This window comes from Altererythrobacter sp. (assembly GCF_050299635.1).
Lineage (GTDB): Bacteria > Pseudomonadota > Alphaproteobacteria > Sphingomonadales > Sphingomonadaceae > Erythrobacter.
Genome location: NZ_JBNKWF010000005.1, coordinates 45,394 through 59,710, shown reverse-complemented (window position 1 = coordinate 59,710; position 14,317 = coordinate 45,394). Strand labels below are relative to the sequence as shown.

At 62.5% G+C, this 14,317-nt stretch carries 14 protein-coding genes; 6 read left to right on the top strand and 8 right to left on the bottom strand.

The genetic code is table 11. From position 1 onward, the window contains the following. Positions 1-56 precede the first annotated feature (56 nt). Both ACQY6C_RS03770 and ACQY6C_RS03765 read left to right on the top strand, forming a co-directional pair. A complete protein-coding gene (locus tag ACQY6C_RS03770) occupies positions 57-2,873 on the top strand; it encodes an ATP-dependent DNA helicase (protein WP_427964927.1) in 2,817 nt (938 codons plus the stop codon). A 24-nt stretch (positions 2,874-2,897) separates the two neighbouring features. Further along, entirely contained in the window at positions 2,898-3,425 is a 528-nt protein-coding gene (locus ACQY6C_RS03765) for a SixA phosphatase family protein (protein WP_427964924.1), read from the top strand. A 22-nt stretch (positions 3,426-3,447) separates the two neighbouring features. On the opposite strand, the gene soxR is transcribed toward ACQY6C_RS03765, so the two are convergent. Beyond that, positions 3,448-3,900, bottom strand: a complete 453-nt coding sequence (gene soxR / locus ACQY6C_RS03760; protein WP_427964921.1) for a redox-sensitive transcriptional activator SoxR — start codon at positions 3,898-3,900, stop codon at positions 3,448-3,450. Between the two features lie 174 nt (positions 3,901-4,074). Between soxR and ACQY6C_RS03755 the strand changes: the two genes are divergently transcribed. Further along, entirely contained in the window at positions 4,075-4,458 is a 384-nt protein-coding gene (locus tag ACQY6C_RS03755; RefSeq protein ID WP_427964918.1) for a VOC family protein, read from the top strand. 34 nt (positions 4,459-4,492) lie between these two features. Here ACQY6C_RS03755 and ACQY6C_RS03750 read toward each other — a convergent pair whose 3' ends face one another. Together ACQY6C_RS03750 and ubiA are read right to left on the bottom strand one after the other, a co-directional pair. Beyond that, positions 4,493-5,113 carry an SOS response-associated peptidase gene (locus ACQY6C_RS03750; protein ID WP_427964915.1) on the bottom strand — a complete coding sequence of 207 codons (621 nt, stop codon included), beginning with the start codon at positions 5,111-5,113 and terminating at the stop codon, positions 4,493-4,495. Then, a complete protein-coding gene (gene ubiA, locus ACQY6C_RS03745; protein ID WP_427964912.1) occupies positions 5,113-6,015 on the bottom strand; it encodes a 4-hydroxybenzoate octaprenyltransferase in 903 nt (300 codons plus the stop codon). Before ubiA ends, ACQY6C_RS03750 begins: the two co-directional genes overlap by 1 nt. A gap of 39 nt (positions 6,016-6,054) precedes the next feature. Between ubiA and ACQY6C_RS03740 the strand changes: the two genes are divergently transcribed. The 3 genes from ACQY6C_RS03740 to ACQY6C_RS03730 are packed head-to-tail and all read left to right on the top strand — an operon-like array spanning position 6,055 to position 8,539. Next, positions 6,055-6,810, top strand: coding sequence for a 16S rRNA (uracil(1498)-N(3))-methyltransferase (locus ACQY6C_RS03740; RefSeq protein ID WP_427964909.1), 756 nt, complete (start codon positions 6,055-6,057; stop codon positions 6,808-6,810). A 40-nt stretch (positions 6,811-6,850) separates the two neighbouring features. After that, complete coding sequence (locus tag ACQY6C_RS03735; protein WP_427964906.1) at positions 6,851-8,221, top strand: glutamate--cysteine ligase; 1,371 nt, start codon at positions 6,851-6,853, stop codon at positions 8,219-8,221. An 18-nt stretch (positions 8,222-8,239) separates the two neighbouring features. Then, positions 8,240-8,539 (top strand): putative quinol monooxygenase, encoded by a 300-nt coding sequence (locus ACQY6C_RS03730; RefSeq protein WP_427964903.1) that lies wholly within the window; start codon positions 8,240-8,242, stop codon positions 8,537-8,539. Positions 8,540-8,560: 21 nt separating this feature from the next. On the opposite strand, the gene ACQY6C_RS03725 is transcribed toward ACQY6C_RS03730, so the two are convergent. From ACQY6C_RS03725 to ACQY6C_RS03705, 5 genes are all read right to left on the bottom strand, one after another. Continuing rightward, positions 8,561-9,913: a methyltransferase family protein gene (locus ACQY6C_RS03725; RefSeq protein ID WP_427964901.1), complete on the bottom strand. Its 1,353-nt coding sequence runs from the start codon at positions 9,911-9,913 to the stop codon at positions 8,561-8,563. Between the two features lie 96 nt (positions 9,914-10,009). Then, a complete protein-coding gene (locus tag ACQY6C_RS03720) occupies positions 10,010-11,353 on the bottom strand; it encodes a PQQ-binding-like beta-propeller repeat protein (RefSeq protein ID WP_427964898.1) in 1,344 nt (447 codons plus the stop codon). Between the two features lie 19 nt (positions 11,354-11,372). Next, positions 11,373-12,158: a tetratricopeptide repeat protein gene (locus ACQY6C_RS03715; protein ID WP_427964895.1), complete on the bottom strand. Its 786-nt coding sequence runs from the start codon at positions 12,156-12,158 to the stop codon at positions 11,373-11,375. Between the two features lie 133 nt (positions 12,159-12,291). Continuing rightward, complete coding sequence (locus tag ACQY6C_RS03710) at positions 12,292-13,437, bottom strand: glycosyltransferase family 4 protein (RefSeq protein ID WP_427964892.1); 1,146 nt, start codon at positions 13,435-13,437, stop codon at positions 12,292-12,294. Beyond that, entirely contained in the window at positions 13,434-14,300 is an 867-nt protein-coding gene (locus ACQY6C_RS03705) for an alpha/beta fold hydrolase (RefSeq protein ID WP_427964889.1), read from the bottom strand. Before ACQY6C_RS03705 ends, ACQY6C_RS03710 begins: the two co-directional genes overlap by 4 nt. Positions 14,301-14,317: the final 17 nt, after the last annotated feature.

Below are 14,317 nucleotides of genomic sequence, written 5' to 3'. Positions count from 1 at the left end.
TTCGCTCAGGCAGGGCAAGCTTACCGGGCAAAAGCCGCCCATTGTGCTTCCACGCCATGTTTACTTTTCGTTCCCACCCGCGCATTTCTGGTCAGGTGAGTTCCCCGCTCCTCCTCCCCGCGCTCCACGCCAGCCACAGCGGCACATGGCTCAGGCCCGCCAATGGCGCTACCGGCGCAGTGTCAAAGGGCGATGCGATCATGGCGGCGGCGGATACGCCGCTGTTGCTGCTCAACGCGCCGCTAGTCGCCACCCGGTTGGGCTATCCCGACCTTTCGGGGCTCGACCTGCTGGAACTGTTCGCTTTCATCCACCCCGCCCGGTTTTGCGTGCCGACACCGCGCGGGCTGGCCGACGCGCTTGGGCTGGAAGAACCGCAGGGCGACGAGCATGTGCCCGAGTTTCTGCAGGCCGCCGCCGGAAAACTGATCGAGATGTGCCAGAGCGGGGATTGGCCCGAGCGCGAAGGTGCGTGGAGCGCGCTGCAATCGCTGGTGCGGTTGCGCTGGCCCTGGGCGCAGGTGTTGAGCCCGTATGTCGCCAAGCCTGAACGGGCGGAGAAGTGGCTCTTCTCAAAGCTACCCGAATGGGAGGACGCGCCCGAGCGCCCTGCCCCTTCGCAGGTTGCCCTGCCGCAGGACGCTGTGCTTGCCCGGCTGGACCAATTAACCGGCGAAGGTGCCGAGCGACGCGAGGGGCAACGCTCCTACGCCAGCGAAGCCGCGCAGGTCTTTGCGCCAAGGTCGCAGCGCGGAGCGCCGCACCTGCTGCTGGCGCAGGCCGGCACCGGCATCGGCAAGACGCTGGGCTATCTCGCGCCTGCATCGCTTTGGAGCGAGGCGTCGCAAGGCACCGTCTGGGTCTCGACCTACACCAAGAACCTGCAACGCCAGCTGAGGCAGGAAAGCAAACGCGCCTGGCCGGGAACTCGGGCGGACGGTTCATTGCCTGTGGTGGTGCGCAAGGGGCGTGAGAATTATCTCTGCCTGCTCAATCTCGAAGATGCACTGCAAGGTGGCTTCACGGGCCGCCCGGCGATCCTGGCCCAGCTCGTCGCGCGCTGGGCCGCCTATTCGCAAGACGGGGATATGATTGGCGGCGACCTGCCCGGCTGGCTCGGCACGCTATTCCGCAAGCGCGGGATCGCGGCGCTGACCGACCAGCGCGGCGAATGCGTCTATGCCGGCTGCCCGCATTACCGGAAGTGCTTCATCGAACGCGCCGCACGCGCTTCGGCTCAAGCCGATCTGGTGATCGCCAACCATGCGCTGGTGATGATCAACGCCGCGCGCGGAAGGGATCATGCGCAGAGGCCAACGCGGATCATCTTCGACGAAGGCCATCACGTTTTCGAAGCGGCGGATTCGACTTTCGCCGCAGCGCTCACCGGGCAGGAAGCGATTGAACTCAGGCGTTGGATCGTGGGGCCGGAACGCGCCAATCGCGGGCGCCGCCGCGGCCTCGCCGCGCGCCTTGCCGATGTCGCCAGCTATGACGATGATAGCGGCAATGCGGTGGAGGCGGCGATCGAAGCGGCTCATGCCCTGCCCGCCGATGGCTGGCTGCAACGATTGCACGATGGCGAACCTTCCGGACCGATTGAAGCGCTGCTCGCCGCAGTGCGCACCGCCACATATGCGCGCGACGAAAGCGGTCAGGAAGCGGGATATGGCATAGAGACCGAGGCTTCCGGCCTTCCGGGCGAGTTGATCGAAGCGGCGGGCGATGCCCAGCAGGCGCTCGCCGCAATCCGCGTGCCGATGATGAAACTTGGCTCCAGGCTGGAGGCGGTGCTGGCAGATGCACCCGACTGGCTCGACGCCCAGGGCCGCGCGCGGATCGAAGGTGCGCGCCATTCGCTGACCTGGCGGATCGATCTGATCGCCGCATGGGAAGCCTTGCTAAGCCGGCTGTGCGGGCAGGATGGCGACAATCTGGCCGATCCCGAATTCGTCGACTGGCTTGCGGTCGATCGCAGCGATGCGCGCGAGTTCGATATCGGCATTCACCGGCGCTGGCTCGATCCGATGAAGCCCTTCGCCAAGGTGGTGCTGGAGCCTTCGCACGGGGTCATGCTGACCAGTGCCACGCTGACTGACCGCAATCCAGAAGGCGATCCTTGGGATGTGGCCGTCGCGCGTTCGGGCGCGGAATATGTCGAGACTCAGCCCTTGCTGTCCTCGGCCGAAAGCCCGTTCGACTATGCCGCCCGCGCCGAAGTGCTGATCGTTACCGACATCAAGAAGGGCGATCTGCCCGCGCTCGCCGGCGCCTACGCGCGGCTGATCGAGGCGAGCGAAGGTGGCGTACTGGGCCTGTTCACCGCGATCCGCCGCTTGCGCGCGGTGCACGGCCGCATCGCCGACCGGCTCGCCCGCGCCGGGCTGCCGCTCTATGCGCAGCACGTCGATCCAATCGATACCGGCACGCTGGTCGATATCTTCCGCGACGACCCACATGCTTCGCTGCTTGGCACTGACGCGCTGCGCGACGGCGTGGACGTGCCGGGCCATTCGCTGCGCTGCGTGGTGATGGAGCAAGTTCCCTGGCCGCGGCCCGATATCCTGCACAAGGCTCGCCGCGCGGCGAATGGCGGCTCAGCCTATGACGACCGCATCATTCGTGCGCGGCTGGCGCAGGCATTCGGCCGTTTGATCCGTTCAAATGAGGACAGGGGTCACTTCGTCGTCCTCTCGCCCGCCTTCCCCAGCCGGTTGCTTACTGCCTTCCCTGAAGGGACGCCCGTCACGCGGTTGACACTTGATGAGGCTTTACAACGCGTCGCTGCTGGTGTTTCGGATGGAATCGAAACAACGGACGGACTGGGGGGCAGCATGGGCCAGATCGCCGGAGAGGGAACAAGCCTGAAGTGACAATACATTCATGAAGATACGCTTGTGAAGATTCTGGGCCTTCTGCGGCATGCCAAGTCCGATTGGGACGATATGGCCAAGCGCGATTTCGATCGCGGGTTGAACGAGCGTGGGCGCAAGGGTGCCAGGCTGATCGGCGATCATGTACGCGAGCATGGCGTGCAATGGGATATGGTGCTGGCCAGCACCGCCGAACGGGTCAGGCAAACGCTCGCCTCCGCCTTCCCCGACGTGGAACCGGAATGGGACGAGCGGCTCTATCTTGCCAGCTGCGAGACAATCCTCGATTCGGTCATGACGCACGCGGGCGATGCCGAAAGGGTGCTGGTGGCAGGGCACAACCCCGGCTTGCAGGAAGTGCTGTTCGACCTGGTCGATCCGAAGAACGAAAATTCGCTGTTTGACGAGGCGGCAGCCAAATTCCCGACTTCGGCCTTCGCAGTGTTCGAATGCGACATCGATGACTGGTCAGAGCTAGGCAAGGGCTGCGGCAGGCTGGTCCATTTCGCCCGGCCGCGCGATCTCGACCCTGCGCTCGGCCCCCAGACCTGACGCTGCAACCTGGCTCCACCGCCTATCCGAAGACCTTGCGCGGGCCGGGCCCTTCCTCGGCCAGAATGTCGTCCTTGTTGTAAAGCTGGCAATGCGTCAGGCTGAGGCAACCACAGCCGATACAGCCATCAAGCCGGTCACGCATTCTTTCGAGCTGGGTGATCTTGCGATCCAGCTCCCCGCGAATGGAATTGCTTATCTTCTGCCAGTCGTGCGCATTGGGGGTGCGGCCCTGGGGTAGCTTGCGCAGCTCTTCCTCGATCTCGGACAGCGCCATCCCCAGCCTTTGCGCGATCAGGATGAAACTGAGCCGACGGATATCGCTGCGCAGGAAGCGGCGCTGATTGCCGGCGGTGCGGATCGGTTCGACCAGCCCCTTTTCCTCGTAGAACCTGATAGCGGAGACGGAGAGGCCGGTACGCCGGGCCATCTCGCCAATCGATATCAGGTCGCTGCTTTTCAGTCTGGCACTCATCTCGATCGATCTCGCGTTTGGACGTGGTCATCCCGCCTGTAATCTCTGCGCGAAACCATGCAGCATTTTTTGCTTGACCTCAAGTGAACTTGAGGTTGCAAAAGCATGAGCACCCGATTCGTTCAACCGGCCCACCACAATGGATTACGGGCCACAAAATCAGGAGTGCTTTCAATGCCGAAAGGCCAGATCGAACATGCCAACCTCACCGTTTCCGACCCTCAGCGCAGCGCTGAATTGTTCTCCAGGCTGTGCGGCTGGCACGAGCGCTGGCGCGGCCCGGCAATGAATGGCGGCGAGACGATCCATGTCGGCAGCGAGACCAGCTACCTCGCGCTCTACACGGATCACAAGGCGCATGAGCGCTATGTCAAAGGCGTGCCGCTGAACCATGTCGGCTTGTTGGTCGACGACCTCGACGCAGCCGAGAAAATCGTGGTGGATGCCGGATTGGAGCCCTTCGGCCATGATGACTACGATCCGGGCAGGCGGTTCTATTTCTTCGACTGGGACGGCATCGAGTTCGAAGTGGTCAGCTATGCAGGGGACGGACAATGAATGAGCCGATCCTGCGCAGCCCGATGTTTGCCAATCAGAGCAAACGCGATTGCCCGCCGCGCGACCATGCATCACCGGTTCGGTCGATCGCGATATCGCCTTCCCAAGGGTGGCAAAGACTGCTCGCCTCGCTCGGCGTTCCTTCAATCCAACGGCGATAGTCCGACTGCGCCAGAACCACGGGCATGCGGGTGTGGACCTCTGCAGCCGCACCCGCAGCCTCGGTAATCACGATCGAATAGCACGCTCCCCATTCGTCGCTGTCGCGCCAGACCCCGGCGAAGGCGAACAGCTCCCGCCCCGGCAGTGAAAGCCATGTCCGCGTCTTGCCGCCCTTCGGCCCTTCCGCTTCCGCCCATGCGGTTGCCGGGACCAGGCAGCGCCGATGATCGAAACTGTCGCGCCAGAAAAAACTGTCGAGCTTGTCAGACCTGGCATTGTTGACCGGCTTGGGCTTGAGCTTCTGGCCGCTCTTTCCTTTCAGGATGAGCGGGAAGCCCCAATGCATTTGCTGGAGCTTTCCCTGCGCCACCACCGCGCCCGGATAGCCGGGAAAGACCTCAGCCCCGAAATTGGCCCCGCCCAGTGCATCTTCCGCATCAAACCACTTGGCCACTTCACTGCGGCTTTGGGTCATGCGGTAGAGGTTGCACATCAGGCGTTGCCGACTACGAAACAGGCCGCCGCCATCAGCGCCCCTGCCATCCTGTTCGAACGAAACCGATCCAGCGGATTGGTAGGATCATCCGGGTCGAGCGTTGCAACTTGCCAGACGAAATGGAGCGCCACCGGGAGCAACGCCAGCAGCGCCACCAGATCCATCCGGTAAAGCCAGAAGCCCAATGCCCACAGCGCTACGGCACCCCCGTAAAACCCGGCGACACCGCCGCGCACATGGCTGCCCATCCTCAGCGCAGAGGAGCGAATGCCGACCAGTGCGTCGTCTTCGCGGTCCTGCAAGGCATAGATAGTGTCATAGCCGATCACCCAGCAGATCGCGCCCGCATAGATCGCTGCCAGCACTTCCCAATGGTCCCAGCGCAGCTGTGTCCAGGCGACCAGTACGCCCCAGGTGAAGACCAGGCCGAGCCACGCCTGCGGCCACCAGGTGATCCGCTTCATGAAGGGATAGGCAGCAACGAGCAGCAGGCTCGCCAAGGCCACGATCTGGGCCTGCAATCGCAATTGCAGCAACACGACAAGCCCAATCGCGCATAGCGAGAACAGCCAGGCCCATGCGAGCTTGCGGCTCACCCTTCCGCTGGCAACGGGCCGCACGGCTGTGCGTTCGACCTTTCGGTCAAGATCAGCATCGACAATATCATTATAGACGCAACCCGCACCGCGCATCGCAATGGCGCCGAGCAGCAGCCATGCAACAAGCGCCAGTTGCACGCCCTCACCTGCCAGCCATACGCCCCAGGCGCAGGGCCAGAACAGCAGCCACCAGCCGATCGGCCGGTCGAAACGGGCAAGCTGCGCAAGATCGCGCGGCAATTGCGGCAAGCGCGCAACCAGCCCGCGGTGCTGCGTATCGGGGACAATGTGTTCGGTCATGGCTTGCTCCCTAACGCGGGCCATGCCACCTGCCTACCCATGCCTGCCACACCAGCCTGGCCACCCAAGAGCGCACCGCGCCTGTTCGTCGAGCAAGAGCTGGCGGGCGAGGCCAATATTTCCGTCGACGGCAATCAGGCGCATTACCTGTCGCGCGTCATGCGGGTTTCGCACGGCGATGCGGTGGTCCTGTGCGACAATGTGACCGGCGAATGGGCTGCGCGCGTCACCGATGCAGGCAAGCGGAATGTATCGCTCGAAATCGTCGAGCAGCTCCGCCCGCGAGAGGAGGTGCCTGACTTCTGGCTTTGCGCGGCGCTGCTCAAGAAGGACCGCTTCGATCTGGTGCTGGAAAAGGCAACCGAGCTGGGCGTGGCGCGAATCCAGCCAGTCATCACGCGCCGCTGTGTCGCGGACAAGCTCAACCTTGACCGCGCGCGCCAGATCGTGACCGAAGCGGCAGAGCAATGCGCACGCACTGCCCTGCCCGAAATTGCGGAGCCGATGAAGCTCGACGCGCTGCTGAAGCATTGGCCCGAGGGGCGCGCACTTTTCTTTGCGGACGAGGAAGGTGGCGAGCCTGCAGCTGCTTGCTTTACTGGCAATCCACCTCCCGCCGCCTTGCTGATCGGGCCGGAAGGCGGCTTCGATCAGGCCGAACGCGAATCGATCCGCAAACAGGAGTTCTCGCACGCGGTCACTCTCGGCCCGCGTATCCTGCGCGGAGAAACCGCCGCCATCGCAGGAATATCCGTCTGGATGTCTGCAATTGGCGATTGGAACAGCAAAGAATAATTTGCTGGCACCACGGCATTCCGTTTTCTAAAGCAACCCAATGAGCACGCGGGAGGAATCCGGGGCCGAGGACCCGATCATCGAGAGCCGCGACCAATTGGTCGCGCCGATGCAAGCCGGCGAAAAGCCGCGCGAAAAATGGCGAATCGGAACCGAGCACGAAAAGTTCGTCTACAAGGACTACGACAAGCACGCCCCGTCCTATGACGAGCCTTGCGGCATCCGCGACATGCTGCTCGCCCTGCGCGAGTTCGGCTGGAAGCCGGTGGAAGAAAGCGGCAACGTCATAGCCATGAGCGGCAAGGACGGCACGGTCAGTCTCGAGCCGGCAGGGCAGCTCGAGCTGTCTGGCGCGCCGCTAGAAGACCTGCACCAGACTTGCGCCGAAACGGGCCGTCACCTCACGCAGGTCAAGGCGATAGGCGAGAAATGCGACGTCAAGTTCCTGGGGCTCGGCATGTGGCCGGACAAGACCCGCGAAGAGCTGCCTGTCATGCCCAAGGGCCGCTACGAAATCATGATGCGGCACATGCCCAAGGTTGGCAGTCTCGGCCTCGACATGATGCTGCGGACCTGCACCATCCAGGTCAATCTGGACTACGAGTCCGAAGCCTGCATGGTGAAGAAGTTCCGTGTGGGGCTGGCGCTGCAGCCGCTCGCCACCGCGCTGTTCGCCAATTCGCCTTTCACCGAAGGCAAGCCCAACGGATTTCTTTCGTACCGCAGCCATATCTGGTCGGACACCGATCCGCACCGTACCGGAATGCTTCCCTTCGTGTTCGAAGATGGTTTCGGCTACGAGCGCTATGTCGACTACATGCTCGACGTGCCGATGTATTTCGTCTTCCGTGACGGGAAGTATATCGACGCCGCGGGCCAGAGTTTCCGGGATTTCCTTAAGGGCGAACTGCCTGCATTGCCGGGCGAGAAGCCGCGCGAAGGCGACTGGTGGGATCATCTCTCGACCGCTTTTCCCGAAGTGCGGCTTAAGAGCTTCCTCGAAATGCGCGGAGCCGATGGCGGCCCGTGGAGCCGGATTTGCGCCCTGCCCGCCTTCTGGGTTGGTCTGCTTTATGACGGCACGGCGCTCGATGCGGCGTGGGATCTGGTCAAGGACTGGTCGATGGAAGAGCGCGAGGCGCTACGCGATGCAGTACCCAGGCTGGCACTGGATGCCGACCTGCCCGGCGGCGGCAAGCTGCGTGACCTGGCGCGCGAAGTGCTGGCCATTTCGAGGGCCGGGCTAAACGCACGCGCGCGGCTCAATTCATCGGGCGACAACGAGACTGGCTTCCTCAAACCGCTCGACGAGATCGTCGAGAGCGGAAAAGTCCCGGCACAGCGACTGCTCGATCTCTATCATGGCGAATGGAACGGCGATATTGGTCGAGTCTACGAACACAGTTTTTGATAGCGGGGGAGAGACCAAATGATCGTGATCGCAGGAACGGTTCGCATACCGACAGGTGCGCTGGAAAAGGTACGTACAGCGATGGAGCCCCTGCTCAACGCCACACGCGCGGAGGATGGCTGTATCCGCTATGCCTTTGCGCAGGACGTGCTCGATCCCGATCTGATTCATGTCGCCGAGGCATGGCGCGATCGCGAGGCGCTCAAGGCGCATTTCGAGTCCCCGCATATGGCCGAATGGCGCACTGCCATCGGAGAGATCGGGGCTTTCGATCGCGACCTCAGGATGTTCGAGACCGACGAAGGCGAACCGATCTAGGGTTTGGACCCTGGCGCGCCGTTACTCGGCCGGCTGCACCAATATCTTTCGCGGACGTACACGTCGCTTCAGGCGGGCAAGCGGCGCTGTAATCAGCCCGTTCTGCTCCATCCAGGCGTGATATTCGGCGTATTTGGGATCTTCCGAGAGCAGATGTGCTTCCTCGGTCTTCGCGCGCCAGAAATAGATCCCGTTCACGCAGAGCAGGAAGAAGCAGTTGCGGATTGCATCCGCCAAGGAACCGTTCGTCACAAGAAACGGCATGACGGAGCACCACCAGAACAGGTTTTTGGAAAGATAGGCCGGGTGCCGCGTAAAGCGATAGGGCCCGTTGGTCAGCACGCCGCGATAGGTCAGGTTGGAAAAACGGATTCCGAAAGCGACCGTTGCCCAGGCATAACATGCGGTGAGGAAGACCAGCCAACCGGCCCAGATCCATAGCAGCGCCTGACTATCGCCGATCCAGTGGGACCAGTTTGAAACATTGTGCTCATAACTCAGCACATCGCCATTTCCGATGATTCCCCAGACGAAGGGCGGATAGCAGACCAGCGCCGCCAGCCAGCCGGCAAGGAACGGATTGCCGCTGCGGATATGCGCATCGAGCGGGCGCAGCGTGACGAGATAGCCGACCGTTCCGATCTGCACGTCGATCAGGAACAGCAGAGTAATCAGCAGCCCGCCGATCCCGACCGGATTGGCGACCATCTGGCTCAAATCCGCTTCAACCACGGTCTGGAATCCGGGTGGCAGGATCGAGATCATGAAAGCGCCGAAGAACCCCTTGATGATCCAGGCGCGCCAGTGCTTCTTCACTTCCTCAGCGTCCCACGCCTCTCGCCCGATCAGCATGGCACCGAAATGCCAGGCGTGGTCACGCGGTTCGACCATGTATCGATCGAGCCAGATGACATAGGGCACGGATAGCAGGAACAGCGGTATCGCCGCGGTACGCAGCACCTCCATCGCAAACACGTAATTGCCGGCCCAGTACCAGCGGCACAGGCAATAGAGCGCCGCGATAACGGCCCAGGTGGCCCACAATCCGCCAATCTTCACCACCGAGATGTCGATGATGGACGAAACGGGCCGCCTCAGGTTCCAGTCCAGCCCCGTCGACGGGCGCAAATGCACGCGGTCGACCAATAATGACCAGACCGCCATCGGCCCTGCGGTAAAGAGCATGGCCGCCAACGCCGCATGCGGGCCGGACAGCACCTCATGCCGTCCAGGCAATCCGAGAAAATCGGAGATCGCCGGATAGGTGCGGCAAAGCAGGATCCAGGCGAACAGGCCCAGCAGCCCCGCCAGGCCTACACCTGACGAAACATCGCTCCTGGGCAAATTGCCGTCACTCTTCGCGTGCCTGTCCATCCAGCGCGCGGCATAGACGGAAAGGGTTAATGCGAAGGTAAACCTTGCCACACGAATTTGACGCGCGGCACAAATTTTCCGAACGAGTAGCGAGACTTAGCGGTAAGCGCGAATACGCCCGCTATCGTCCAGAATATACAACATGTTGTCTGCCACGATCGGCGGCAGGCTGATTGGCTGGTCAAGGTCGAGATATTGCTGGGCCGAACCCTCGTCCACGCTGACGCGGTAGAGCAAACCGCGCGAACTCGCGACCCATAGCTGGTTGCCTGCAAGGACAGGTCCGGTCCAGAAGATCGGCCCCTTCTTGTCCTTCTCGTCCTTGTAACGCTGGAGCTGCGTGATCCAGCGCACGCGTCCACTCGAGCGCGCGATGGCCAGCAGACGCGCATCATCGGTCAGCGTGAAGATCCACTCGCCCGCGATCGTCGGGGTAGAGATGCCTGCAAGGTTAAGTTCCCAGATGCGCTGCCCCGTAACCAGCTCATAAGCTGCCATGCGGCCGCCCTGCCCCAGAGCATAAACCCGGCCCGAATCGATAATCGGATCGGCGTCGATATCGGTCAGCGAACCGACCTCGGTGGAGATCGAGGTGCGAGCCAAGGCGTCAGCCCACAGCACGCGGCCATTCTCATAACGGTAAGCGGAGAGCTCGCCGCTCGAATAGCCTGCGATCACCGTGCCCTGCCCTGCTGCCGGTGCAGCAACGCCGAACACACCCGCCTGCGTCGCGGAACCGGACTCTTGCCAGACGAGCGAACCATCGCTCGCCTCAAGCGCAAAGATCTGGTTGTCCTGCGTCATGACATAGACCTGCCCGAAAGCGACGGTAGGCGACCCGCGCAGCGGCCCGGCTGGCTGAACCTTCCAGATCAGGCTGCCGTTTTCGGCATCGAGCGCAACCACATCGCCCACCCCATTGGTCGCGAACACACGGCCATCGGCAATGCTGGCTCCGCCGCCAAATGCCGAGTTCGCGGGACGTCCTCCAAGATCCATCTTGTGGGTCCACAACTGCGCACCGGTTTTGGCGTCGAATGCATGGATCACGCCATTGGTATCGACCACCACCAGCTTGCCGCCGCTTACGACAGGCGCGGCAGCCAGCCGCCTACGATCGCTCGAACCGGGGATATTGGCGCTCCAGACCTGCGCAGGGCTCTCGGACAGAGCGAGATGACCTGAAGCCTTGCTGGCCGATCCGCCGCCCTGGGCCCATTCGCTGTTCACCTGCGCGGGAGGGAGTACAACCGACACACCCGCCATCGTGGGATCGACAGTCGTCCCGCTTTCGATGCGCGAAAGAACGGGAATCCGATCTCCGACCGTGGGCGTGGACTTCTTGTCCCCACCTCCGAACAACCCGCCGCTACAGCCGGTAAGCGCCATCGCCAGAGCCGCCGCGGCGAACAGGGTGCGAGAAGAAGAGCGTGTCATCATCTATCTTGATCCAGTCAGATTATTCTGCATTTGCGGAGGCAGTATCGGCCTCGCCCTGAGTGTCGACGCCCTGCTCTTCGAGCAATTCCTCGACATCCTCGATCGCGTCGACGCCAAGCAGGCCCGCCATCTGGCGCGTGCGCGCCCGGAGCGATTCCGGTACGTCTTCAGACTTCGCGATTTCACCGAACAGCGTCCCCGCCTGCTTGCGGTCGCCCTGCTCCAGATAGGCCATCGCTACCATCTCTCCCGCGCTGCCGAACCAGGGCTTGCCCGGAACCGCAAGCGGTTTGAGTTTCGCGATAATCTCTTCCGGCTTGCGCTGGTCGAATGTCGCAGCAATCTCGCGAATGGTCGCAAGATCGCGCAGGGCAGGTGGCGCCGTTTCACTGGCCGCGACTTGCGCATAGAGGCTGGCGGCGTCTTCCACCTTGTCCTGCTGCATTGCGATGCTCGCCTGCAGCATCAGCGCCGCTGCGGCCACGCCGCTGTCGCTCGATGAAGCGAGTGCAGCTGCCTGGCTTCCCGCGCTATCGAGATTGCCGGCCCCCAGTTGATCGAGCGCGGCCACAAGATTTTCGGAGTCCTTCTCCATCGCCGCTTCTTCGCGCGACTGCCAATAGAGATATGCGCCAAACGCCATAAGGCCTGCCACAAGCAGGCCAAGCAACGGCCGGCCATAGGTCTTGGCGAACCGGGCATACTCGTCCTGGCGCACGGCATCATCGATCTCTCGCATCAGGACTTCGTCCTGCGCTGCCTGCTTTTCTTCCTGGGTCTTCTCGCTCGAAGGTCTCAACGCCACAATGGGGCTCTTTCCTCAGCTGATACGGGTTTGGGCGCCGCTTTTAGGGACGGTGTGCGCCAACCGCAATGGCGCAAAAACCCTGTCCCCCAAAGCTTGAACCGAAGGTGAAGGCGAAATGTGCATCTGACGCTCAGATTTCCCGCCCCATCGCGCTGGCATAAAGCCTGCGATAACTATCAATCATGCGCTTCTCGTCGAATTGCGCGCGTGCCCTTGCGCGGTTCGCATCGCCCACCGCAATGCGCAGTTCCGCATCATGTGCGAGCACCTGAAGCGCTTCGGCCAGCGCTGACTCATTATTCGGCGCAACGACAAATGGTGCGTTCTCTTCGGCAACCATAGCGGCAATGTCGCCTACGGCAGGCGCCGCGACAGGCAGACCCGCCGCCATCGCTTCCACCACTGAGATCGGGAATTGTTCGCTCTGCGAACTGAGGGCAAATATGTCGAACAGTCCCACGATGCGTGCCGGATCATCGACCTGTCCCGGCAAGTGGACCCGGTGGCTGATCTCCAACCGCTCGGCCTCTTTGCGGATCGCGTCTTTCTCCGGCCCCTGCCCGGCAATAACCAGATGCCAATCTTCGGGAAGAGTTGAGACGGCGCGCACCAGCGCATCCAGCCGTTTGACCCGGCGAAGACCCGCGAGCGTTCCGATCCAGAACTCGCCCTCGCGTTTCACGATCCCGCGTAGTCCGTCAGGCTGGGGTGGCCTGGCAAAGGCAGCGGTATCGATTCCATTGGGAATGCGCTTCACCCGCCCGATCGGCTGCTGCCAATCGACCAGAGCGATGCCCTCAAGCTGCTCTGACGGCACGACCAGACCCGCGGCCTTGCCCAACCCGATCCGTCGATACCAGTTACGCCCGAGCTTGCGTTTGCCCGCTTCATCCTCGTTGAAGCCATCTTCATGATGGATCAGTGGAGGCAGGCCGAGCGCATCGGAGAACAGCGTGTGCGCCATTACCGCGTCCATCGCCCCCCAATTATAGGTCAGCACCAGATCATAGGACTTCATCGCACGCGCCAACCGCAGCAACCGCCCCGGCGTGGGGCTACCCTGGAGCCTGGGGAAGTCGCCGGGGTAATCGACCTGGACGGCGCGAGAAATGCGGCTCGCTGCGCTCATTTCGCCGGGAACGCCCGACACGATCGAATGGCTGAGATTGCGGCCGAACGCATTGATGAGCTGGACGCAGCGCAGCTCCTTGCCGCCGGCGGAGAAGCTCGAATGGCAGTGGAGTACGCGCGGCACCCCCGCACCGGGATTGCTCATGGGACGCGCGCCAGCAACTCGTCAATCGCGGTCAGGGCCTCCGGCTCGTCGAGCATCGGCGCATGGCCGACATCGGCCACAGTCACGGCCTTCATGTCAGAGTGGCGTGAAGTCATCTTGTCCACCGCCCCCTGCGATATCAGGTCTGAAAGCGCACCGCGCAGCAACAGGAGCGGCACCTCCTTCAGAGCATCGAAAGCGGGCCAAAGGTCGGGCGGAACCGCGTTGTCGACTTCCTTGAAAGGCTCAGCAATCGCCATGTCGTAATCAAAGCTGATGCGCCCGTTCTGCCCGACGACGAGTGTACGCTTGGCCATCTCCAGCCATTGATCGAGCGTGTATTTCGGGAAAGCATGGCCATGCACTTCCTCCAGTGCGCGCGCGGCATGCATCCAGGTCGGGAAACTGCCCCCGTGCCCGACATAGCCAGCGATCCGCTCGATTCCGCTGGTCTCTACCTGCGGCCCGATATCGTTGAGTACCGCCCCGGCGAGTTTGCCCGGAAGCTTCGCCGCCAGCAGCATCGTCATCAAACCGCCCAGAGAGGTTCCTATCGCGACGAAGCGATCGATCTCTTGCTCGGCCAGAAGGGCCTCCACATCGGCGACATAGACAAAGGGATTATACGTCGCGCTGTCGCTGGCATAGTCGCTCATCCCGCGGCCGCGCATTTCAGGCACGATCACGCGGCGATGGCGTGAAATATGTTCCGCCAACTCTGCGAAGTCGCGCGAATTGCGGGTCAGCCCGTGCATACAGAGCACTGGCGCGAGCGAAGCCCCTTCTGGACCTGGATAATCGCGATAGTGGAGCTTCAAACCGTCGGAGCTGGTCCAGTACCGGTCGCTATAGGGTTGATCCATGTAGTGCGGGGCTTTCG

Excerpts from the sequence above, each read along its gene's own strand:
- ACQY6C_RS03735 (WP_427964906.1), top strand. The coding sequence starts at position 6,851 with ATGAGCACGCGGGAGGAATCCGGGGCCGAGGACCCGATCATCGAGAGC.
- ACQY6C_RS03705 (WP_427964889.1), bottom strand. The coding sequence starts at position 14,300 with ATGGATCAACCCTATAGCGACCGGTACTGGACCAGCTCCGACGGTTTG.
- ubiA (WP_427964912.1), bottom strand. The coding sequence starts at position 6,015 with ATGACCGAACACATTGTCCCCGATACGCAGCACCGCGGGCTGGTTGCG.
- ACQY6C_RS03710 (WP_427964892.1), bottom strand. The coding sequence starts at position 13,437 with ATGAGCAATCCCGGTGCGGGGGTGCCGCGCGTACTCCACTGCCATTCG.
- ACQY6C_RS03755 (WP_427964918.1), top strand. The coding sequence starts at position 4,075 with ATGCCGAAAGGCCAGATCGAACATGCCAACCTCACCGTTTCCGACCCT.
- soxR (WP_427964921.1), bottom strand. The coding sequence starts at position 3,900 with ATGAGTGCCAGACTGAAAAGCAGCGACCTGATATCGATTGGCGAGATG.
- ACQY6C_RS03720 (WP_427964898.1), bottom strand. The coding sequence starts at position 11,353 with ATGATGACACGCTCTTCTTCTCGCACCCTGTTCGCCGCGGCGGCTCTG.
- ACQY6C_RS03750 (WP_427964915.1), bottom strand. The coding sequence starts at position 5,113 with ATGTGCAACCTCTACCGCATGACCCAAAGCCGCAGTGAAGTGGCCAAG.
- ACQY6C_RS03770 (WP_427964927.1), top strand. The coding sequence starts at position 57 with ATGTTTACTTTTCGTTCCCACCCGCGCATTTCTGGTCAGGTGAGTTCC.
- ACQY6C_RS03725 (WP_427964901.1), bottom strand. The coding sequence starts at position 9,913 with ATGGACAGGCACGCGAAGAGTGACGGCAATTTGCCCAGGAGCGATGTT.
- ACQY6C_RS03730 (WP_427964903.1), top strand. The coding sequence starts at position 8,240 with ATGATCGTGATCGCAGGAACGGTTCGCATACCGACAGGTGCGCTGGAA.
- ACQY6C_RS03740 (WP_427964909.1), top strand. The coding sequence starts at position 6,055 with ATGCCTGCCACACCAGCCTGGCCACCCAAGAGCGCACCGCGCCTGTTC.